This window comes from Arthrobacter sp. SAFR-179 (genome assembly GCF_059414945.1).
In genome coordinates this window covers 17,031-38,138 of the sequence record NZ_JBPFDM010000006.1, presented here as the reverse complement: position 1 = coordinate 38,138, position 21,108 = coordinate 17,031, and the positions used below count along the sequence as shown (strand labels likewise).

Below are 21,108 nucleotides of genomic sequence, written 5' to 3'. Positions count from 1 at the left end.
AAACAACAAGATCGATGCGCGTGTTCGACCACGGGGCCTGAAGGCCCCAAAGCGGGCCGGGCCTGATCATGGGGGATGGGTTAATCCAGGATCTTCCGGCTAAGCTGTCAGCAGCGCTCCCATCCCTGGGTTTTTGTGTGGTTTCGGTCTGAACGGACCATGCACCAGCCAGGGTGCGCCCAACTTCTTCCGGAGTTTCCCCTCGAAATTCCCGGGTTTACATGGCAGCAGCAATGAAAGGCGGCACCCTTCCGTGAAGTTCAGAGTCGATCGGGACGTCCTGGCAGAAGCCGTCACCTGGACAGCCCGTTCGTTGTCTCCGCGGCCGCCAGTGCCTGTCCTCTCCGGCCTGCTTTTGAAGGCTGAAGCAGGAACCGTCAGCCTCTCCAGCTTTGATTACGAGACCTCGGCAAGGCTTGAAATCACGGCGGACATCAGGGACGAAGGAACCATCCTTGTTTCGGGCCGGCTGCTCGCCGACATCTGCCGCAGCCTGCCTTCCGCGCCGGTCGACGTCGAAACGGACGGCAACAAAGTCACGCTTACCTGCCGCCGAAGCAGCTTCCATCTGGCAACAATGCCGGAGGCCGAATACCCCCCGCTGCCTGCCCTGCCGGCCATCAGCGGAACCGTTCCGGGTGACGCCTTTGCACAGGCCGTATCGCAGGTCATCATCGCGGCCAGCAAGGACGACACCCTCCCCATCCTCACCGGCGTACGGATGGAGATCGAAGACGACCTGATCACCCTTCTTGCCACTGACCGCTACCGGCTGGCCATGCGGGAAGTACCGTGGAAGCCGGTGACTCCCGGCATCTCCACCAGTGCCCTGGTCAAGGCAAAGACACTCAACGAGGTCGCCAAAACCCTGGGCAACAGCGGTGACATCAATCTGGCCCTGTCCGACGACGACAGCCGGCTGATCGGGTTCGAAAGCGGTGGCCGCACCACCACGTCGCTGCTGGTGGACGGCGACTACCCGAAAATCCGATCGTTGTTCCCGGAGTCCACCCCCATCCACGCCACGGTCCAGACCCAGGAACTGGTGGAAGCCGTGCGCCGTGTCTCCCTCGTGGCTGAACGCAACACCCCGGTCCGACTCGCCTTCACCTCAGGCCTCCTGAACCTGGATGCCGGCACGGGTGAGGACGCCCAAGCCTCGGAAGAGCTTGAAGCCCAGCTTTCCGGTGACGACATCACGGTGGCTTTCAACCCGCACTACCTGATCGAGGGCCTCAGTGTCATCGAGACCAAGTTCGTCCGCTTCTCCTTCACCACGGCACCCAAACCCGCCATGATCACGGCGCAGGCGGATGCCGACGGCGAGGACCAGGATGACTACCGCTACCTGGTGATGCCGGTCCGCCTTCCCAACTAATCCCCATCGGCTCCCAGCCTTCGCAAGCTCAGGCCGGCCCCTCGCCGATGGGGCCCCACCCACCGCCACCCTCCCACTAGCGCAGAAAAGAGTTCCACGTGCACATTGGACTGATCGGCCTCGGCAAAATGGGATTCAGCATGCGCGAGCGGCTGCGCAAGGGCGGCATCGAGGTCACCGGCTATGACCGGAACCCCGACGTCACCGATGCCGCCAGCGTCGATGACCTGATGGCCGCTGTCCCGGCGCCCAGGATCATCTGGGTCATGGTCCCGTCAGGGGCCATCACGGACGCCGTTATCACCGAACTCAGCGAAAAACTGGAGCCGGGCGACCTGGTCATCGACGGCGGCAACTCCCGGTTCACGGAAGACCAGAAGCACGGCGAAGTGCTTGCTGCCAAGGGGATCCGCTTCGCGGACTGCGGTGTCTCGGGTGGCGTCTGGGGCCTCCAGAACGGCTACGGCCTGATGGCCGGCGGTGACGCCGCCGACATCGAACGCGCCCTGCCGGTCTTTGACGCGTTGCGCCCGGAAGGTGAACGGGCGGACAGTTTTGTGCACGTGGGCGGCGTCGGTGCCGGCCACTACGCCAAGATGGTCCACAACGGCATCGAGTACGGCCTGATGCAGGCGTACGCCGAGGGCTACGAACTGTTGGCCGCCAAGGACATCGTCACCGACCTGCCCGGCACGTTCCGGGCCTGGCAAAAGGGAACTGTGGTCCGCTCGTGGCTGCTGGACCTCATGGTCAAGGCCCTTGACGAGGATCCGGGGCTGTCCTCGATCGACGATTACGTAGAGGATTCGGGCGAAGGCCGCTGGACGGTGGAGGAGGCTATTGCCAACGCCGTCCCCGCTCCGGCCATTACCGCCGCGCTGTTCGCCCGGTTCGCCTCCCGGGAAGACACCTCTCCTGCCATGAAGATGGTTTCCGCTCTGCGCCACCAGTTTGGCGGCCACGCAACCCGTCCCGCCAAGTAGCACCCACAGGGAACCAGCAGCGTTCCCAGAATTGCCGAAAACCGCGTGTATCTGGAACACCTTTCACTGACCGACTTCCGCAGTTACGCCCAGGTTGACCTCGCGCTGGGCCCTGGTGTCACCGTCCTGGTGGGATACAACGGCATCGGCAAGACCAATCTGATGGAGGCCATCGGCTATCTGGCCACGCTCAGCTCTCACAGGGTGAGCTCAGATGCGCCGCTGCTGAGGTTCGGCACCGAGCGCGCCCTGGTGCGTGCCCGGCTGGTCCGCGGTACCCAGGTCACTGTGCTGGAGCTGGAAATCAACGCCGGCCGCGCCAACCGTGGCCGCATCAACCGCAGTAATCCGGTCCGTGCCCGGGACCTGCTCGGCATCTGCCAGATCGTCCTTTTTGCGCCCGAGGACCTGGCCTTGGTCAAAGGCGATCCGGCCAACCGCCGCCGGTTCCTGGATGAGCTGCTGGCAAGCCTTATCCCGCACCATGCCGCCACGCGCAGTGACTACGACCGTGTCCTGAAACAGCGCAATGCCCTGCTGAAGTCGGCGCGCGCCGGAAAGTTCACGGCCGCACATGAATCGACCCTTGACGTCTGGGACCAGCACATGGCGCGGGCCGGAGCGGAGCTGCTGCATGCCCGGCTCGAACTGGTGGAACGCCTTCGTCCGCACCTCGCCCGGGCCTACGCGGAGCTCACGGACGCAACGAAGCCCGCTGACGCCACCTACCGTTCAACGCTGCAGAACCAGATGGACGACGACGGCGTCCCGGCCGGAGGCATGCAGGGTGCCGCAGCCGGAACTACTTCGGGCGGCCCGGAAGACCTGCGTCTTCTGTCGGTGGATCAACTCACGGAACAGTATGTCCAGGCCTTTGCGGAGTCACGGAAAAAGGAACTGGAACGGGGCATATCGCTCGTGGGTCCGCATCGTGACGAACTTGAGCTGATGCTGGGCCAGGCGCCGGCCAAGGGGTATGCCTCGCACGGGGAAACATGGTCCATGTGCCTGTCCCTCCGACTGGCCTCGTACTATGTGATGCTTGACGATGCCCGGACCGGCGGTTCGGCTCCCATCCTCATCCTGGACGATGTTTTTGCTGAACTGGATGTCCAGCGGCGGCGTAAACTTGCGGCAATAGTCTCCGGCGCGGAACAGGTCCTGGTGACCGCCGCCGTCGACGCCGATATTCCGGAAGAGCTGTCCGGGCGGCGGGTGAAGGTCATCCCGGGAGGTATCGATGAGCAGTGACCAGGGCGGCGGGCCCCCACCCGGCCGCGAGCCTGACAACATCGATGCCCCCCAGGCCGCGCTGAACAGGATGCGCGAAGCCGCCGCTGCACGCGGCGAAGTGCGCCGCAAGGTGGCACGGCCGGGTTCCCAAAAGGCCAAGGGCAGCATCCGTGACACCCGCGGCTTCAGCCAGTTCCACGCCACGGGCCGCGATCCCCTGGGCCTGGGAAAGGTTGTTGGCCGCCTGGTGGCAGAGCGCGGCTGGACTTCACCCGTGGCTGTGGGCTCGGTGATGGCGGAGTGGGCCACGCTGGTGGGACCGGAGATCTCGGCCCACTGCACGCCCGAAAGCTTTACCGACACCACGCTCCACGTCCGTTGTGATTCCACTGCCTGGGCCACCCAACTTCGGCTTTTGAGCAGCAGCCTCCTCGAGAAATTCCGCCGGGAACTGGGCGACGGCGTGGTGACCAGCATCCAGGTGCTTGGCCCCTCAGCGCCCAGCTGGCGCAAGGGTGGACGCAGCGTCAACGGCCGTGGGCCGCGGGACACCTACGGATAGCCGGGCCGGCAGCTCTTGAAACTGCGCCCGAGGGCGTGTAGGGCGCTGTAAGGACCGAAGCGTGTATAGGCACCCGGAGGGGGTACCGCTGGGCCGCCCTAGGCGGGGCCAAGTGCCTTGCAGAGCCATATTCCGCCACTGGCGAAGGCCCTGGAATGCGGGGATATGAGCCTGTTCGCGGTAGAATTGGGGCAGATAACTGGGCGCGGATGAAACGTTGACATCAGTCCGTTCTCCGCGCGCTCTCCGCGTGCGGAGCGTGGATCACCGACCGTCAGCAAGTCACCGGCGCCATAAGTTTGTGCCTGTTGGCGGGTGGCTTTTCCCTGGGGAAGAGAAACCGGCCGGCCATCATCGAGAACAGAGGAGTCGCAGCGCCTGTGGCTAACGACAATACAGATATTCTGGCAGCAGATACCGCAGTCGAGGATGGCCGCACCCCTGATACCCCGGCCGCGCCAAGCACCCAAAGGGAATACGGCGCCAGCGACATCACTGTGCTGGAAGGCCTGGAAGCTGTCCGCAAGCGTCCCGGCATGTACATCGGTTCCACCGGCCCCCGCGGCCTTCACCACCTGGTCTATGAAGTGGTGGACAACTCCGTGGATGAGGCACTGGCCGGCTACTGCAGCCACATCGAGGTGGTCCTGCAGGCTGACGGCGGCGTGAAGGTAGTGGATGACGGTCGCGGCATTCCGGTGGACATGCACCCCACCGAGCACAAGCCCACCGTCGAGGTGGTTATGACCATCCTGCACGCCGGCGGTAAGTTCGGCGGCGGCGGATACGCGGTCTCCGGTGGCCTGCACGGTGTGGGCATCTCCGTGGTCAACGCCCTCTCCAGCCGGGTGGACACCGAAGTGCGGCGCCAGGGGCACGTTTGGCGGATGTCTTTTGCCGACGGCGGCAAGCCGCAGGGCAGCCTGGTCAAGGGTGAAGAGACGGATGCCACCGGCACCACCCAGACCTTCTACCCGGACCCGGCGATCTTTGAAACCACGGAATTCGATTTCGAGACGCTGCGCGCCCGTTTCCAGCAGATGGCCTTCCTGAACAAGGGCCTGCGGATCACCCTGACGGATGAGCGCGACGCGGCCACCGACGAGGCAGACGCCGATCTCGATCTCGACGAGCTGGTTACCGAGGGTGAGGTCAGCGCCGAGCACCGCACTGTGGTGTACCAGTACAACGAAGGCCTGCTGGACTACGTCAAGCACCTGAACTCGGGCAAGAAGGTGGAGGTGGTGCACGAGGACGTCATCGCCTTCGAAACCGAGGACACCGAACGCCGCATCGCCCTGGAAATGGCTATGCAGTGGACCAGTGCGTACTCCGAGAGCGTGCACACCTACGCCAACACCATCAACACCCATGAAGGCGGCACGCACGAAGAAGGTTTCCGCGCTGCCATGACATCCCTCATCAACCGGTACGCCCGGGAAAAGGGCATCATCAAGGAGAAGGACGACAACCTCACGGGTGACGACATCCGCGAGGGCCTCACCGCCGTCATCTCCGTCAAACTGGCAGAGCCCCAGTTCGAAGGCCAGACCAAGACCAAGCTGGGCAACTCCGAGGTCAAGGGCTTCGTCCAGCGCGTTGTTACCGATGGTCTGGGTGACTGGCTGGAGCGCAATCCCGGCCCCGCCCGCGACGTCATCCGCAAGGCCATCTCCGCCGCGCAGGCCAGGATGGCAGCACGGAAGGCCCGGGACAACGCCCGGCGCAAGAGCCCGCTGGAATCCTTCGGCATGCCGGGCAAGCTGTCCGACTGCTCCTCCAAGGACCCGGAAAAGTGCGAGGTCTACATTGTGGAGGGCGACTCCGCCGGTGGTTCCGCCAAGCGCGGCCGCAACCCCGAGACCCAGGCCATCCTGCCGCTGCGCGGCAAGATCCTGAATGTGGAGCGCGCCCGCCTGGACAAGGCCCTGGGCAACGCGGAGGTCCAGTCCATGATCACCGCTTTCGGTACCGGCATTGGCGAGGACTTCGACCTCGCTAAGCTGCGGTATCACAAGATTGTCCTCATGGCGGATGCCGACGTGGATGGCCAGCACATCACCACACTGCTGATGACCCTGCTGTTCCGCTACATGCGGCCGCTGATCGAAAACGGCTACGTGTACTTGGCACAGCCCCCGCTGTACCGGATCAAGTGGTCCAACGCCCCGCATGATTACGTCTACAGCGACCGTGAACGCGACGCCAAGCTGGTGGCGGGACAGGCTGCCGGGCGCCGGATCCCCAAGGACAACGGCATCCAGCGCTACAAGGGCCTGGGCGAGATGGACTACACCGAGCTGTGGGACACCACCATGGATCCTGATCACCGCACGCTGCTGCAGGTCACCATGGACGATGCCCTGGCCGCCGACCAGATCTTCTCCGTCCTCATGGGCGAAGACGTCGAATCACGCCGCAACTTCATCCAGCAGAACGCCAAGGACGTCAGGTTCCTGGACATCTAAGGACCCGCTCCAAAGTATTCAGAACCAGACATATACCTGAAACGGAAATTAAAGAATGAGCGACGAAACCCCCGAGATTCCCGCCCCCGAGGCCGGAGCTCCGGACACCGTTCTTGAAGGCGACGTGCTGATCGACCGCGTGGAACAGGTGGACCTGCAGACGGAAATGCAGCGTTCCTATCTGGACTACGCCATGGCCGTCATCGTGGGCCGTGCCCTTCCGGACGTCCGTGACGGCCTCAAGCCTGTGCACCGCCGGGTGCTGTACGCGATGTTCGACGGCGGCTACCGGCCCGACCGGTCCTTCAACAAATGCGCCCGAGTGGTGGGCGAGGTCATGGGCCAGTACCACCCGCACGGTGACACCGCCATCTACGATGCCCTGGTGCGCCTGATCCAGGACTGGACCATGCGTTACCCGCTGGCGCTGGGCCAGGGCAACTTCGGCTCGCCCGGCAACGACGGCGCAGCGGCACCGCGGTATACCGAGACCAAGATGGCCCCGCTGGCGATGGAAATGGTCCGGGACATCGACGAGGAAACGGTCGATTTCCAGGACAACTACGACGGCAAGAACCAGGAACCCACCATCCTGCCGGCCAGGTTCCCCAACCTGCTGGTCAACGGTTCCTCCGGCATCGCCGTCGGCATGGCCACCAACATCCCGCCGCACAACCTCCGCGAAGTAGCCGACGGAGTGCAGTGGTACTTGGCCAACCCCGGCGCCACCCGCGAGGAACTCCTCGAGGAACTGCTGGTGCGGGTCAAGGGTCCGGACTTCCCCACCGGTGCCACCATCCTGGGCCACAAGGGAATCGAAGACGCCTACCGGACCGGCCGCGGATCCGTCACCATGCGGGCAGTGGTTGCCGTGGAGGAACTGCAGGGCCGCACCTGCCTGGTGGTCACGGAGCTTCCGTACCAGGCCAACCCGGACAACCTGGCCATCAAGATCGCCGAACTGGTCAAGGACGGCAAAATCTCCGGTATCGCCGACCTCCGTGACGAGACCTCCGGACGCACTGGCCAGCGCCTGGTCATTGTGCTGAAGCGCGACGCAGTGCCCAAGGTGGTGCTGAACAACCTCTACAAGCACACCGAACTGCAGAGCAACTTCTCCGCAAACATGCTTGCCATTGTTGATGGTGTGCCGCGGACCCTGAGCCTGGATGCGTTCATCCGGCACTGGGTGACGCACCAGATGGACGTCATTGCGCGCCGCACCCGGTACCGCCTGCGCAAAGCGGAGGAAGAAGCCCATATCCTCCGTGCCCTCCTCAAGGCACTGGATATGCTCGACGAGGTTATCGCCCTTATCCGGGCTTCCAACACCACCGAGGCCGCCCGCGACGGGCTGATGGAACTGCTGGACATCGACGAGCTGCAGGCCCGGGCCATCCTGGACATGCAGCTGCGCCGCCTGGCCGCGCTGGAACGACAAAAGATCCAGGACCGGCATGCCGAACTCGAAGCCCTGATCGAGGAGTACAACGCGATCCTGGGTTCCGAGCAGCGGCAGCGCGAGATCATCAGCGTCGAGCTGGGCGACATCGTGGACAAGCACGGCGACGACCGGCGGACCAAGATCCTCATGGGCTACGACGGCGACATGTCCATGGAGGACCTGATCCCCGAAGAGGAGATGGTGGTCACCATCACCCGCGGCGGCTACGTCAAGCGCACCCGCAGCGACAACTACCGGTCGCAGCAGCGCGGCGGCAAGGGCATCAAGGGTGCCCAGCTCCGCGGTGACGACGTGGTGGAACACTTCTTCGTAACCACCACCCACCACTGGCTGCTGTTCTTCACCAACCTTGGCCGCGTCTACCGTGCCAAGGCATACGAGCTCATGGAAGCAGGCCGGGACGCCAAGGGCCAGCACGTGGCCAACCTGTTGGCGTTCCAGCCGGATGAGCACATTGCCCAGGTCCTGGACCTGAAGGACTACCAGCAGGCGCCATATCTGGTGCTGGCCACCAAGAGGGGCCTGGTGAAAAAGACCAGGCTGGAGGACTACGACACCAACCGTTCCGCCGGCGTGATCGCCATCAACCTGCGCGACGGCGATGAGCTGGTCTCGGCCCAGCTTGTTTCGGAAACCGACGACCTCTTCCTGGTGTCCCGCAAGGGCCAGTCGATCCGCTTCACTGCCACCGATGACGCACTGCGCCCCATGGGACGTGCCACCTCGGGTGTTACCGGCATGAAGTTCCGCGAAGACGATGAATTGCTGGCCGCCGACGTGGTCACCGACGGTTCCTTCGTGTTCATCGTGACCGAGGGCGGTTATGCCAAGCGCACGGCTGTGGAGGAATACCGCCTTCAGGGCCGCGGCGGCCTGGGCATCAAGGTAGGCAAGTACCAGGAAGAACGCGGGCACCTGGTAGGGGCACTCATTGTCCAGGAAGAGGATGAAGTCCTGGTGGTTATGGAGGGCGGCAAGGTTGTCCGCTCTTCGGTTGCCGGTGTTCCTGCCAAGGGTCGTGACACCATGGGCGTCATCTTCGCCAAGCCGGACAAGAATGACCGGATCATCGAGGTGGCGCGCAACAGCGAACGCGGTCTCGAGGACGAGGAATCTTCCGGAGATGACGTAACGTTGGCTGAAGATGGCGGGCCCGCTGGGGAATCCGCCGTGCCAGCAATGGCAGAAGAATCACCGGCCGTTGAGTCAGAGGACGCCTCGGGCGACGCTGAGCCGAACGAAGACAACACGGAGGTAACGAGTGAGTAATTCCGACTCATTTCCCAAGCCGAACAGCACTGTTCCCGACGGGAACCGGCCTTCCGGGGCACCCCGGGTAAACGCCCCCGTACGTCCGCAGCAGCGGCCGGCAGCTCCTGCCGGGGCTCCAGGCCAGCGCCCTGCCGTGCCGGGCCAGCGTCCGCAGCAGGGTGACCGCCCCGCCCAGCCCGGCCAGCGTCCCTTCCAGGGACAGCAGGGCCAGCAAGGGCAGCGCCCGGCACCGGCGGGACAGCGTCCCGGGCAGGGGGCTCCCGGACAGGGGACGCCTGGCCTGGTGAAGCCGGCGCCCAAGGCAAAGGTCCGCCGCGCCCGGCTGCTGATCAGCAAGGTGGACCCGTGGTCCGTCCTGAAGATGGCATTCCTGCTTTCCGTGGCCTTGGGAATTGTCACCGTGGTTGCCGCCATTGTCCTTTGGACAGTTCTGGACCTGACCGGAATCTTCGACCAGGTGGACAGCCTGCTCGGTACGCTCGCGGGCTCTGAAAGCGGCGGCTTCGAACTGAAGAAGGTGGCCTCGCTGGGACAGGTGGCCTCGTTTGCCACCATCATTGCCGTGGTCAACGTTGTCCTGCTGACGGCGCTGTCCATGCTCTCCGCCGTCCTCTACAACATTTCAGCCACCCTCGTGGGCGGCATCGGCGTTACCCTCACCGACGATTAGGAAGCCATTTCCGCCGCCCGAAAAGCGGCGGAAAGGCCCGATTTGAGATCGGGCCGGGATGTGCTGTAAAGTCATGTCTCGGCCCGATGAGGCATCGGGGCGTATAGCTCAGGCGGTTAGAGCGCTTCGCTGATAACGAAGAGGTCCCAGGTTCAAGTCCTGGTACGCCCACGGAACCTGTGCAGGTTTCACAATAGGTCTGGTCCGGATCCATCCGGAACTTGACTGGAACGGGGAGCACGTGAAGAAGTTGCTTGTATTGGCAGCCGCAATCGCAGGCGTCCTGGTCTACCGGAAAGCACAGGAATCCGAAGCCCAGAAGACGGTCTGGAGTAAGTCAACCGATACGGTGGACTAGCCCGGACACCCACTCCGGGAGCCTGTCAGGGGCTCTGCGGTTCTAGGGTATGATGGACGGGTTGCTTCTTATGGGGGCATGGCGCAATTGGTAGCGCACCTGCTTTGCAAGCAGGGGGTTCGGGGTTCGAGTCCCCGTGCCTCCACCATAAGAAAGTCCCGGTCAGCGGAAACGCTGGCCGGGACTTTTCGCTTTCCATCTCCATTAGGAACGAGCTTCAGGGGTGCGCCATGAACTTCTTCTTCGCCGCCTTGGGCGTCCTGGGTGTCGCCTCGTCCGGCCCCTTGATTGCAGCCACGCTCGGTGCCACCAGCGTCAGCGCCCTGGCAATTGCCTTTTGGCGCAACGCCATCGGAGCAGCCGTCATGGCCACCCCCACCCTGGTTCGTGAACCCCGCCAGTTCGGCCGCATAACCCGCCGCGAGTTCCGCTGGTCGTCTCTGGCCGCCGTCGCCCTTGCACTGCACTTTGCCTGCTTCATCACCTCCTTGCAGCTCACGTCCGTAGCCGCCGCCACGGCCCTGGTTTGCCTTCAGTCAGCCTGGATTGCGGTCTTCCAGCTCTTCCGCGGCACCCGTCACCGCTGGCAGGTCCTGGCCGGGCTGGGCATCGCTTTTGGCGGCGTCGTTGCCATTACAGGCTTTGACCTGGGAACCTCATCGCAGGCGCTCACGGGAGACCTGCTGGCGGTGGCCGGCGGTGCGCTGGCCGGCCTCTACACGCTGGCCGGGGGCAAGGCGCGGCAGAGCATGACCACGGGTACCTACACCACGCTCTGCTACGGGATGTGCGCCGCCCTGGTGGCCGTACTGGCCCTGTTCGCGGGCCAGCCGCTGGCCGGGTTCGAGCCCGCAGGATGGCTGGGCATCGCTGCGATCACCGTCTGCGCGCAACTGGTGGGCCATACTGCGTTCAACCACCTGTTGGCCACCATGAGCCCGCTCTTGGTCTCCATGATCATCCTCCTGGAGATCCCGGGCGCTGCGCTGCTGGCGGCGGTGTTCCTGCACGAGACCCTGCCGGCCGGCACCTACGCCGGACTCGGCCTGATTCTGGCCGGACTCGCCGTCGTGGTCCTGGGCCAGCGGAACGCGGGCAGGCGCGGAAGGGCACCCAAGGATGAACCGCCGTCGGAACTCGCCGAGCTCGGGGCCGACTGAAGTTATTGGCCGCCGCGGCGGATGGGTTGGGCTGTGTTGACCGTGTGGATGGCCCTGAGGAGCTTGGCCGGGAAATACACCGAAAAGAAGACCACCATGGGGGCCTTCAAAGCCATTTTCCTGACGTTGTGGGCCTTATAGGTCCGGTCGAAACGGGTGACGTAGTAGCGGTAGTCGCGCGGTGAATCCTCCAGCCGGCGCGCGGACATCCCCGACACCATTTGAGGCCAGTAGCGCACCGGAAGGTCATGCTCGGCCAGGTGCAGGGACAAATCGATGTCCTCGTGCATCTCGTCCTTCTCGTCCCGGCACGTTTCGGAGCGGATGGTCTCCCAGGCGGTGGCGCGCAGGGCCATGTTGGAGCCGAACAGGAAATGGTACTGGTGCTTGGCCAGCTTGAGCATCAACTGGCGCATCTTGTCGTCTGCCTTGAGCCCAAAGCGCCGCATAGGCATGTCGTAGTAGACCACAGGGCCGGTGGCGGCCTGGACGGACGGGTCCGCGAAGGCCTTCTGCACCTGCTCCACCCAGTCGGGTTCCACGATGGAGTCCGAGTCGATGCGCCCCAGGATGTCCCCGGTGGCATTGTCCAGCCCGAAGTTGCGGGTGGGGATGAGTCCCTGCTCCCGGTCCTGGCTGAGCAGGATAATGGGGCTTTCCGGATACTCGAGCTGCATCTGGCGGACGATGTCAGCGGTCCGGTCTTTGGAAAGGTTGTCCACCACGATGATCTCGTGGGCGGGAACAGACTGGTAAATAGCCGCTATGAGGCATTGCCTGATCACGCTTTCCTCGTTGTATGCCGGGATGACGATGGACACGCGGAGCTGTACGGCTGCGTCGTTCACGGCATCCCCAGAGGATTGATTGGCTGGCATCACTATAAATCTAGCATCCGGGCCATGGCCTGCCCCCAGCGGTGGCCCCGCTTCTGAAGCGGGCTCGTGCGGATGTGGACGGCCCGGCAGGAAGGTTTGCGGCAAGGCGTGGAGCGGTACGCAAAAGGGGCCCCGTCGTGTAACGGAGCCCCTTCGAGTGCGGGATGGAATCTAAGGAAAACTAGGCCTGGTTGCTGCCTTTGTCGTCCCCGGTGGCCGTCTTGGCGTCGTCGTTGGCGGCGCTCTTTGCACCCTCAGCGGCGTCTGCGGCCACGTGCTTGGCCTTTTCAGCGGCGTCCGCGGTCTTTTCCTTGACCGCATCGGCTGCGTCGCCGGCTTTGCCTGCAGCGGCAGCCGTGGCGGATCCGGCAGCAGAGGCAGCACTGCCGGTGGTGTCCGCGCTGCTGTCCTTGACATCGCTGACGGTGGTGGCGGGAACCGGAGCAGGAGTGGGTGTCACCGGCGAGGGAGTCTTCCAGGGGTCCTCCACCGGCTTGGATGCCTTCCATGCGGCGACACCCGCGGCCACGGCAGCAGCAATAACTCCGAAGACCAGCCATCCGCGCTTCTTGGGCTTTTCCGGCTGCGCGAGCTGAACGTCTACTGCCCGGCTGGCGCCTGCTGCGGCTGCCTTCAGCTGCGTGCCGGTTGCCTGGGCCTGTTCCTGGATGGCGTGGATAATTCCCACATCGCCCAGCTTCTGGGCCACGGCGTCCACCCGTGCCGGGGTGTTTTCCAACGTGCGGTGAACTGCACCGGAGGCCACGCCGATCTGGTCCGAAAGCCTGGGCAGGTATTCCACTACTACCCGGTCACGGGCATTCAGGACAACGGGGGTGGCCTTGTCCAAGGCTTCGTGCAGCCTGGGTGAGGTGCCGTCGACGACGTCATTGATCCTGGGGGCCAACTGGGCCAGACCGTCCTGAATCCGGGGAGTTACTGTGGCAACACCGTCGGCCAGGCTGTGCGCAGCCGTCTTGAGGCCCTCCTGGATCTTGGGAGATGCGGTATCCAGGCCATGCTGGAGACGGGGAACAGCCCAGTCAACAGCAGCTTCCACCCGGGGGGCGGCCCAATCCTTGGCGTTTTCCACCGCACTGGTGACCGACTGCTCAAGGTCACGGGCAATACGATCCGATTTCTTCACAACTACCTCCCGATTAATGTGACGGTTCTGTCGTTAGCCTACGTGCCCAGATCACCACGGGCTATTCACCCTGCGGATTTTAGGGCGATTTCACCCAGCGCGGAACTGTGCCCGCAGCCGTGGCCGCCCATAACCGGCGTGGAAGAATGGGGCCTATGACTGCCATCGCAACTTCAAAAGCAACCATCCACACCAGCCTCGGCGACATCGTGGTTAACCTGTTCGGCAACCACGCGCCCAAGACGGTCAAGAACTTCGTTGGCCTTGCCACCGGCGAGCAGGCCTGGACCCACCCGGAAACCGGTGAGGACAAGACGGGCACCCCGCTCTACAACGGAACCATCTTCCACCGCATCATCAAGGACTTCATGATCCAGGCGGGCGATCCCCTGGGCCGCGGAACCGGTGGCCCCGGTTACCGCTTTGACGACGAGATCCACCCCGAAGTCAGCTTCAACCAGCCCTACAAGCTGGCCATGGCTAACGCGGGCATCCAGATGGGCAAGGGCACCAACGGTTCCCAGTTCTTCATCACCACCATCCCCACCGACTGGCTCCAGGGCAAGCACACCATCTTCGGCGAAGTGGCCGACGACGAATCCAAGAAGGTCGTTGACGCCATCGAGGGTGTGCGCACGGGCATGGGCGACCGCCCGGTGGAAGACGTGACCATCAACAGCATCGACATCGAACAGCTGTAACGCTCCACCATGAGTTACGGAATTCCGTCGGCCGAGCCGTCCGCCCAGGTTCCGGTCTGCCCCCGGCACCCGGACCGGCCGTCCTACGTACGCTGCCAGCGCTGCGGGCGCCCGGCGTGCCCCGACTGCCAGCGGGCGGCCGCCGTCGGATTCCAATGCGTTGACTGCGTCAACGAAACAAGACGTACGACGCCGGAGGTACGGACCGTCTATGGCGGTGCCGTTGCCACTGGCAGGCCATTGGTGACGTTCGGCATCATCGCCGCTTGCGCTGTGCTGTACGTGCTGCAGTGGCTGGTTCCCAATGACCTGATTTACCAGAGCCTCGGCTTTGCGAACGTTTACGCGGAGCCCCGCTGGGGTGAGTTTGAACCGTGGCGGATGCTCACTTCCGCCTTCCTGCACTCGCAGGGCTTCATCCTGCATATCGCCCTTAACATGTACATGCTGTGGGTGTTCGGACAGGCCCTGGAACCGCTTCTGGGACGCATCCGCTTCCTGGTGCTCTACCTGGTTTCGGCGTTTGGCGGCTCTGTGGGCTATTTGCTCCTGACACCCCTGTATCTGCCCGGTCAGCCGTTGTATGGCGTGGTGGGTGCTTCCGGGGCAATCTTCGGACTCTTTGGAGCGATGCTTCTCATTCAGCGCCACCGCGGCGGGGACACGCGCCAACTGTGGGTGCTGATCGCCATCAACGGTGTCATCGGCTTCGTGATCCCCCAGATTGCGTGGCAGGCACACCTTGGTGGCCTCGTGGCCGGCGCCCTGTGTGCTGCAGTTTTCGCCTACACCCCTCGCGGCCGCCGGCAGGGTCTGATCCAGGCCCTTGGAGTAGCAGCAGTGCTGGCGCTCCTCATAGCAGTCAGCTGGGTCCGCGTGACGCTATAGCCTGCCGGCGCCTGTAGTTACCGATGCCCCCGACACCTTGCGGTGTCGGGGGCATCGTCGTTTTCCACAGCGGTTATCCACAGTGTTGGTAACTTACACGCCTGTAGTTCATCTGTCGGCCTCACCATTCCCGGCCCTCTCCAGGCCCTCGGCCGGAAGCTGGCCCGCGTTCTCCACATCTGTGGATAACCTGTGGGGATATCGCTGTGTGTAAGTGGATAAGCCGGAGATCTTCCCGCTTTTTGTGGATAAGGACATTGCAAACAGCGTCAGAGGGCTTGTCCCCGGGTGCCGCCTGCATGTTATCGACACCCTTATACACAGTGTTAATAACTGACAGGTGTGTAGTTCAAGCAATGGAAATCCCGCAGGAGTAAGCCGCGGCGGCCGTAGACCGAAGATTTCCACGGCTTTACCCACAGCTGTGGATAACTTGTGGGTATTGCGATGTTGGTAAGTGGATAAGTGGGCCGGTTGCCCGGTCGACTCCTGCCTATGATGGTTGCCTGCCAAGCCTTTCAAGCGACAAGGATCCCCGTGGGCGTCACCGAGCACCTGTACCTGGACAAACAGCATCCGGCCCTTTGGAAGGCGATCAGTGGCCTGGGCCTCAAGGTGCAGGAAGCAGCAGAGGAAGCCGGAATCGGACGGGGCCTGCTGGAACTCCTCAACGTCCGGATTTCGCAGATCAACGGCTGCGCCTACTGCTTGGACCTCCATGTGCGAAAGGCGGTCGAGGCAGGGGAAAGCGCGCAGCGGCTGGCGGTCCTGCCGGCTTGGCGGGACACCGCGCTCTTCACCGGCAAGGAGCGGGCAGCACTGGCACTGGTGGAGAGCATCACCGAGCTCCCGGACCAGGACTCACGCGAGCATGCCGAGGCCGCCTCGCGGGAGTGCCTGACGGCAGAGGAATTTTCAGCGGTAAGTTGGGTTGCGGTGACCATGAACGCGTTCAACCGTGTCTCCATCACCAGCCACCACCCCGTGAAGCGGGACCGCTGACAGCGCTCCGGTGTTCAGGACAGGAATCCATAGGGCTCCAGCTGCCTTTTATCCACAGGTATTCCACACTGTTAATAACGGCATCTTCCCGGCCGGTTCAACTGGACCAGCCTTGCCCGGCGGGCCAAACGCTCTATCCTGAACCCTTTGACGAGCTTTTCCACATTGTGGATAACTTTCCCAACAGCTGGGGATAACCGGCTTCGTACCGGGAGGTGCTATCCGGGCCAGATGCCGGAGGATCCACGCCGGTGGCTGCCCAGGAGGTGGGTGTCCACCATTCCCACAGCCTCCATCAGGGCAAACATGGTGGTGGGTCCCACAAAGGAAAAGCCGCGCTTCCGCAGTGCCTTGGACAAGGCAACCGATTCCGCGGACTGCGTGGGGATCTCGGCAGCCACCCTCGGCCGCGGGGTGCTATCTGGGGCGAAACCCCACACAAAGTCCACCAGCCCGCCGTCGTTCCTTAACTCCAAGGTTGCCTGCGCATTCCTGATCGTGGCCAGGATCTTCAGCCGGTTCCTGATGATGCCCGGATCCTGCATCAGCCGGTCCACGTCCGTGCTGCCGAACAACGCCACGGCTTCGGGATCGAACCCTGCGAAGGCGGCACGGAACGCGGGACGCTTGCGCAGGATGGTGGCCCATGAAAGTCCTGCCTGGAAACCCTCCAGGCAGATGCGCTCGTACAGGCCCTGCTCGTCAGTGACGGGCAAGCCCCATTCCTGGTCGTAATAGTTCCGCATCAGCGGATCCGAGGCAGCCCACGCCGGCCGGGCCAGGCCGTCCTCGCCGATAATTACTCCGGCGGAATCGGGAGCCAGTGCGTCCTCCTTGGAAGGTCCGCGGGCGCCGCTAGGAGCGCCAGCGGGTAGTCATCAGGAAGCCCACGATCGCAATGCCAAAGCCGGCTACGATGTTCCACGACTGCCAGGCCTGCACCGGGAAGCGGCCCTCACTGATGTAGAAGGTGATGATCCAGAAGAGGCCGATAATCATCAGGCCAAACATGACCGGCTTGAACCACACGGGGTTGGGCTTGTAGGCCTGGGGGGAAGCCGGCTGGGCGGTGCTGGCGGTCTTCTTGCGAGGCTTTGACTCGGGCACTGGCTCTCCTTGGCGGGCTGGGCAAGCTCGGCGGTCCGGGCTTGGTATCCTGCAAGAAGGAAGTTGCCAGCGGTCTGCGCGATCTTGGTCAAATCTGGATTCTTACTAGCAGCCAATTCTAGCCGCAGTTGATGGGCAGCCTGTGCCCAGGGCGGACGCCCGGAGGAGAACGCGTGGTATTGCAGGAGAAGGCGGGGCCCGCCACTGCGCCCGCGTCCCGCCGTGCCCTGCTGCCTGGCATCATCCAGGTTCTGGGTGAGCTGTTGATAACCGCCGGCGTCATCCTCCTTCTCTTTGTGGCATGGCAGCTGTGGTGGACCAACGTCGAGTCCGACGCCAAGCAGAGCCAGGTCATCAAGGAATTTGCCCAGGACCTCAGCAGCGCCGCTCCCGCACCAGCAGCCCCCTCCGCGCCGCCGGCTGCAGCTGAAGATTTCGGCAAACCGGTGGTGGGCACCGCCCCGGGCCATGCAGGAACGATCGGAATCATGTACATCCCGCGGTTTGGCCCCGGCTACACCCGTCCCATCGTCCAGGGAACCAGCCAGGACGTCCTGGACACCCTGGGCCTTGGCCACTACAGCAACACGGCCATGCCCGGAGCCGTGGGCAACTTTGCCGTCGCGGGGCACCGGCAGACGCACGGCGCGGTGCTGGACAACATCCACACGCTGGTGCCCGGTGACAAAATTTACGTCCAGACAAAGGACGGCTATTACGTCTACGTTTTCCGGAACAACCAGATTGTGATGCCCTCCCGCACCGACGTCCTGGAGCCGGTCCCCACCAAGCCCGGTGCCACGCCCACCGAAAGCTACCTCACCATGACGAGCTGCAATCCCCGCTTCGGCGCGGAAGAACGCATCATCGCCTACGCCCTGCTGGACAGTTGGCGTCCGGCTGCGGCCGGATCGCCGGCCGAGATCGCCGCGCAGGTTGCAGCAGCCACCGGAAGGAGCTGACCGTGTACGCCTGGATTTTCCGCCACCTTCCCGGACCGCTTTGGCTCAGGATCACCATCTCGCTGGCACTGGTCTTCATTGCCCTGGTACTGATGGTCCAGTTCCTGTTCCCCTGGATGTCCCATTTCACCCAATTCACCGACTCGACGATTGGTTCCACAGACCAGCCATGACCACAACCAAGATCCTTGTAGTGGATAACTACGACAGCTTTGTCTACACCCTGGTGGGCTACCTCCAGGAGCTGGGCGCCGAAACCACTGTTGTCCGCAACGACGACGTTACGCTGGAGGAGGCAATTGAACTGGCCGGTACGCGCGACGGTGTCCTCATCTCACCCGGCCCGGGCAACCCTGCCGAGGCAGGCATCTGCATCGAGCTGATCAAGTGGTGCGGTGAAAACAGCGTGCCCATGTTCGGTGTATGCCTGGGTCACCAGGCACTGGCTGAGGCCTTCGGCGGCAAGGTGACCCACGCCCCTGAACTCATGCACGGCAAGACGTCCCAGGTGGAGCACATTGGCACCAGCGTTTTCGCTGGGCTCCCCTCCCCCGTCACGGCCACCCGCTACCACTCGCTGGCCGCGGTCCGGGAATCCATTCCCGATGTCCTGGAAGTCACCGCGCAAACTGCGTCCGGTGTGGTCATGGGCCTGCAGCACCGGACGGCGCCGCTCTGCGGTGTGCAGTTCCATCCCGAGTCGGTCCTCACCGAAGGCGGGTACCAGATGCTGGGCAACTGGCTGGAATCGCTGGGCATGAAAGGCGCAGCGGCCCGGGCGGCGAAACTGAGCCCCCTCATCCAGCACTAGCCGCCAGTAAAGCTGGCGGGAAGCGACCCGGCCCACCAGGGTGAGGTCAGCCCTTCCTGGTGGGCGTCGGCGTCGGCTTCGGTGTGGCCGTGGGGGTCGGCGTCTCCGTGGGTGACGGCGGTGGCGGCGGTGGCGGCGGCGCCTTGGCCACAACGATGGTGATGGTCTTTCCCTGGACGACGGCGGCATTGGCAGGATCGCTCTGGTCCGTGACCCTGCCCGGCTCCACCTGCGAGTTCTCCGCCTCGACCACAGAAGGCACCAGGCCAAGCTCCTTCAGGGCCGCCTCCGCCTCTTCACGGGCTAGGCTCCGCAGCTCCGGGACCACCACCTTGCCGGTGGAAACGATGAGCTCCACGCTGGTGCCCACGCCAACGCTCTGGCCCGGTGCCGGGTTGGAGGTGATGACGATTCCAGCCGGAACAGTGGCGCTGTTGGCCGTGCTGGTGGTCGGCGCGCCGGCCAGTCCCGCCTGGCGGAGGATGTCGCGCGCGGCAGCCTCAGTCTTGCCGGGGAGGCTGTCCGGGACCTTCACCGAGCTGGGGCCCTCGGAAATGTTGAGGATGACGTCCGCCCCCGGATCCAGCGAACCGCCTGCCGCTGGATCAGTCCCGATGGCGGTTCCCTTGGGCACCGTATCGTTTGCAGCCCGTGCGATCCTGGGACGCAGTCCCGCGTCATACAGTGCCTGAAGTGCCGCGCTCTCCGTCATGGACGCGACGGCGGGTATTGGGACCTTGGGTGGAGCGGGGGCCGGCCGGTTGACCGTTTGGTAAAGCCACAGGCCGCCGCCCGCGAGTACCAGCAGGGTGAAGATCACCAGGGTGGCGATCCAGGCACGACGGCGGGACTTCTGCCGGGTGCTCGGCTCACGTTCCGGAGGGAAGCCAAGCGGGAGCGGCGCAGCCGCGCTGTACCCGTCTGCCCGGTACCCGTTCGGCCTGTATTCGTCCGGCCCATCCTCATCCGCAAGTTCAAGCGGAACGCCCGGTCCGCCTTCGCCATCAAGCGTGGTTGCTGCCAGGCGGCCGGTGGGGGCGTCATCAAGGAAACTTGCGCCCGTTGCCGTGAAGGCTTCGGTGGGCGGGGCCGCTTGCGGGACGTGGTCGTTTGGATCGGTAGGCGCCTCGGACGCCGGCACGGCAGGGACAGGCACGCCGGCCTTCGCAGCCCTCAGGGCGCGCCGGAAGGCTGCAGCATCCTGAAACCTGTCATCCCGGTTCTTCTGCAGGGCCTTGGCGAGGACGGTGTCCAGGGCCGGTGACACCTTCGGATTCAGGCTGCTGGCAGGGTCCGGAATTTCGCGGACGTGCTGGTACGCGACGGACACCGGGCTGTCTCCGACGAACGGAGGACGCGACGTCAGCATTTCGTAAAGCAGGCACGCGGCGGAGTAGAGGTCACTGCGGGCGTCGACGGATTCGCCGCGCGCCTGCTCCGGTGACAGGTATTGCGCCGTTCCCACCACTGCCTGGGTCTGGGTCATGGTCGCCGAGGAATCGGCGATGGCGCGGGCGATGCCGAAGTCCATCACCTTTACCGAATTGGTGCCGGGGCAGTACATCACGTTGGCCGGCTTGATGTCCCGGTGGACGATTCCGGCCTTATGGCTGTACTCGAGCGCGCCCAGGACACCCAGGCAGTAATCGATGGCCTGGTCGATGCCGACCTCATTTGCGCGGATCAGGTCACGCAGGGTCCTGCCCTCGACGTACTCCATCACGATGTAGGGCACCCGGACGTCTTCGCCAGTGCCGTCGTGGACCAGGTGTTCACCGGTATCGAAAATGGCCACAATGGAGGGATGGTTCAGGGCGGCTACTGCCTGCGCTTCACGCTTGAACCGTGCCTGGAACTGCGGGTCCCGGGCCATATCCGGCCGGAGCAGTTTGACGGCCACTGTCCTGCCCAGGCGGGTATCGGTCCCGCGGTAGACATCCGCCATGCCACCCCGGCCAATAAGGCTGCCCAGCTCGTAGCGGCCGCTCAGGACACGCCGGTTATCCACCGGCAGGCTGTCCTCCCGGTGCAACGGTGTGCGTGGTGACTCATTCACTGGTGGC

The 21,108-nt window shown here is 64.1% G+C and carries 20 protein-coding genes and 2 tRNA genes; 17 read left to right on the top strand and 5 right to left on the bottom strand.

The window, feature by feature from the left end; genetic code table 11:
• The first annotated feature begins 253 nt into the window (after nt 1-253).
• From dnaN to ACR65K_RS11480, 11 genes are all read left to right on the top strand, one after another.
• Nucleotides 254-1,378, top strand: a complete 1,125-nt coding sequence (dnaN, locus tag ACR65K_RS11530; RefSeq protein ID WP_018769877.1) for a DNA polymerase III subunit beta — start codon at nt 254-256, stop codon at nt 1,376-1,378.
• Between the two features lie 98 nt (nt 1,379-1,476).
• A complete protein-coding gene (gnd, locus tag ACR65K_RS11525; protein WP_440152918.1) occupies nt 1,477-2,361 on the top strand; it encodes a phosphogluconate dehydrogenase (NAD(+)-dependent, decarboxylating) in 885 nt (294 codons plus the stop codon).
• Nucleotides 2,362-2,406: 45 nt separating this feature from the next.
• Nucleotides 2,407-3,612, top strand: a complete 1,206-nt coding sequence (recF, locus tag ACR65K_RS11520; RefSeq protein ID WP_056336009.1) for a DNA replication/repair protein RecF — start codon at nt 2,407-2,409, stop codon at nt 3,610-3,612.
• On the top strand, nt 3,602-4,156 hold the full coding sequence (locus ACR65K_RS11515) for a DciA family protein (protein ID WP_056336012.1): 555 nt from the start codon (nt 3,602-3,604) through the stop codon (nt 4,154-4,156). Before recF ends, ACR65K_RS11515 begins: the two co-directional genes overlap by 11 nt.
• Nucleotides 4,157-4,536: 380 nt before the next feature.
• Complete coding sequence (gene gyrB, locus ACR65K_RS11510; protein ID WP_056336014.1) at nt 4,537-6,624, top strand: DNA topoisomerase (ATP-hydrolyzing) subunit B; 2,088 nt, start codon at nt 4,537-4,539, stop codon at nt 6,622-6,624.
• A 55-nt stretch (nt 6,625-6,679) separates the two neighbouring features.
• Nucleotides 6,680-9,358, top strand: coding sequence for a DNA gyrase subunit A (gene gyrA / locus ACR65K_RS11505; RefSeq protein WP_440152917.1), 2,679 nt, complete (start codon nt 6,680-6,682; stop codon nt 9,356-9,358).
• Complete coding sequence (locus ACR65K_RS11500; protein WP_056336020.1) at nt 9,351-10,031, top strand: DUF3566 domain-containing protein; 681 nt, start codon at nt 9,351-9,353, stop codon at nt 10,029-10,031. The genes gyrA and ACR65K_RS11500 overlap by 8 nt, the downstream gene beginning before the upstream one ends.
• Before the next feature lie 97 nt (nt 10,032-10,128).
• Nucleotides 10,129-10,202 (top strand) — tRNA-Ile (locus ACR65K_RS11495).
• A gap of 70 nt (nt 10,203-10,272) precedes the next feature.
• Nucleotides 10,273-10,389 carry a DLW-39 family protein gene (locus tag ACR65K_RS11490; protein ID WP_268760612.1) on the top strand — a complete coding sequence of 39 codons (117 nt, stop codon included), beginning with the start codon at nt 10,273-10,275 and terminating at the stop codon, nt 10,387-10,389.
• A gap of 72 nt (nt 10,390-10,461) precedes the next feature.
• Nucleotides 10,462-10,537: transfer RNA gene (locus ACR65K_RS11485), tRNA-Ala, on the top strand.
• Between the two features lie 82 nt (nt 10,538-10,619).
• Nucleotides 10,620-11,549: a DMT family transporter gene (locus tag ACR65K_RS11480; protein WP_440152915.1), complete on the top strand. Its 930-nt coding sequence runs from the start codon at nt 10,620-10,622 to the stop codon at nt 11,547-11,549.
• 2 nt (nt 11,550-11,551) lie between these two features.
• Here the strand turns inward: ACR65K_RS11480 and ACR65K_RS11475 are convergent, their stop codons facing one another.
• Complete coding sequence (locus ACR65K_RS11475) at nt 11,552-12,427, bottom strand: glycosyltransferase family 2 protein (protein ID WP_440152914.1); 876 nt, start codon at nt 12,425-12,427, stop codon at nt 11,552-11,554.
• A gap of 181 nt (nt 12,428-12,608) precedes the next feature.
• On the bottom strand, nt 12,609-13,574 hold the full coding sequence (locus tag ACR65K_RS11470; protein ID WP_440152913.1) for a hypothetical protein: 966 nt from the start codon (nt 13,572-13,574) through the stop codon (nt 12,609-12,611).
• Nucleotides 13,575-13,729: 155 nt separating this feature from the next.
• Between ACR65K_RS11470 and ACR65K_RS11465 the strand changes: the two genes are divergently transcribed.
• The 3 genes from ACR65K_RS11465 (at nt 13,730) to ACR65K_RS11455 (ending at nt 16,165) form a co-directional block, all read left to right on the top strand.
• The gene (locus ACR65K_RS11465) at nt 13,730-14,275 is read left to right on the top strand and encodes a peptidylprolyl isomerase (RefSeq protein WP_440152912.1); all 546 of its coding nucleotides are present in this window, start codon (nt 13,730-13,732) and stop codon (nt 14,273-14,275) included.
• A 9-nt stretch (nt 14,276-14,284) separates the two neighbouring features.
• Nucleotides 14,285-15,163 (top strand): rhomboid family intramembrane serine protease, encoded by an 879-nt coding sequence (locus ACR65K_RS11460; protein ID WP_440152911.1) that lies wholly within the window; start codon nt 14,285-14,287, stop codon nt 15,161-15,163.
• Between the two features lie 537 nt (nt 15,164-15,700).
• Nucleotides 15,701-16,165 carry a carboxymuconolactone decarboxylase family protein gene (locus ACR65K_RS11455; RefSeq protein WP_440152910.1) on the top strand — a complete coding sequence of 155 codons (465 nt, stop codon included), beginning with the start codon at nt 15,701-15,703 and terminating at the stop codon, nt 16,163-16,165.
• Between the two features lie 218 nt (nt 16,166-16,383).
• Here the strand turns inward: ACR65K_RS11455 and ACR65K_RS11450 are convergent, their stop codons facing one another.
• Together ACR65K_RS11450 and ACR65K_RS11445 are read right to left on the bottom strand one after the other, a co-directional pair.
• Complete coding sequence (locus ACR65K_RS11450; protein WP_056336034.1) at nt 16,384-16,989, bottom strand: DNA-3-methyladenine glycosylase I; 606 nt, start codon at nt 16,987-16,989, stop codon at nt 16,384-16,386.
• Nucleotides 16,990-17,020: 31 nt separating this feature from the next.
• A complete protein-coding gene (locus ACR65K_RS11445) occupies nt 17,021-17,272 on the bottom strand; it encodes a cell division protein CrgA (RefSeq protein WP_018769892.1) in 252 nt (83 codons plus the stop codon).
• A 173-nt stretch (nt 17,273-17,445) separates the two neighbouring features.
• On the opposite strand from ACR65K_RS11445, the gene ACR65K_RS11440 reads away from it, so the two are divergent.
• The 3 genes from ACR65K_RS11440 to ACR65K_RS11430 are packed head-to-tail and all read left to right on the top strand — an operon-like array spanning nt 17,446 to nt 19,045.
• Nucleotides 17,446-18,234, top strand: coding sequence for a class E sortase (locus ACR65K_RS11440; RefSeq protein WP_440152909.1), 789 nt, complete (start codon nt 17,446-17,448; stop codon nt 18,232-18,234).
• A 2-nt stretch (nt 18,235-18,236) separates the two neighbouring features.
• The gene (locus ACR65K_RS11435; RefSeq protein ID WP_200946274.1) at nt 18,237-18,407 is read left to right on the top strand and encodes a hypothetical protein; all 171 of its coding nucleotides are present in this window, start codon (nt 18,237-18,239) and stop codon (nt 18,405-18,407) included.
• Nucleotides 18,404-19,045 carry an aminodeoxychorismate/anthranilate synthase component II gene (locus ACR65K_RS11430; protein ID WP_440152908.1) on the top strand — a complete coding sequence of 214 codons (642 nt, stop codon included), beginning with the start codon at nt 18,404-18,406 and terminating at the stop codon, nt 19,043-19,045. The genes ACR65K_RS11435 and ACR65K_RS11430 overlap by 4 nt, the downstream gene beginning before the upstream one ends.
• A gap of 46 nt (nt 19,046-19,091) precedes the next feature.
• Here ACR65K_RS11430 and pknB read toward each other — a convergent pair whose 3' ends face one another.
• Nucleotides 19,092-21,101 (bottom strand): Stk1 family PASTA domain-containing Ser/Thr kinase, encoded by a 2,010-nt coding sequence (gene pknB, locus ACR65K_RS11425; protein ID WP_056336043.1) that lies wholly within the window; start codon nt 21,099-21,101, stop codon nt 19,092-19,094.
• Nucleotides 21,102-21,108 lie beyond the last annotated feature (7 nt).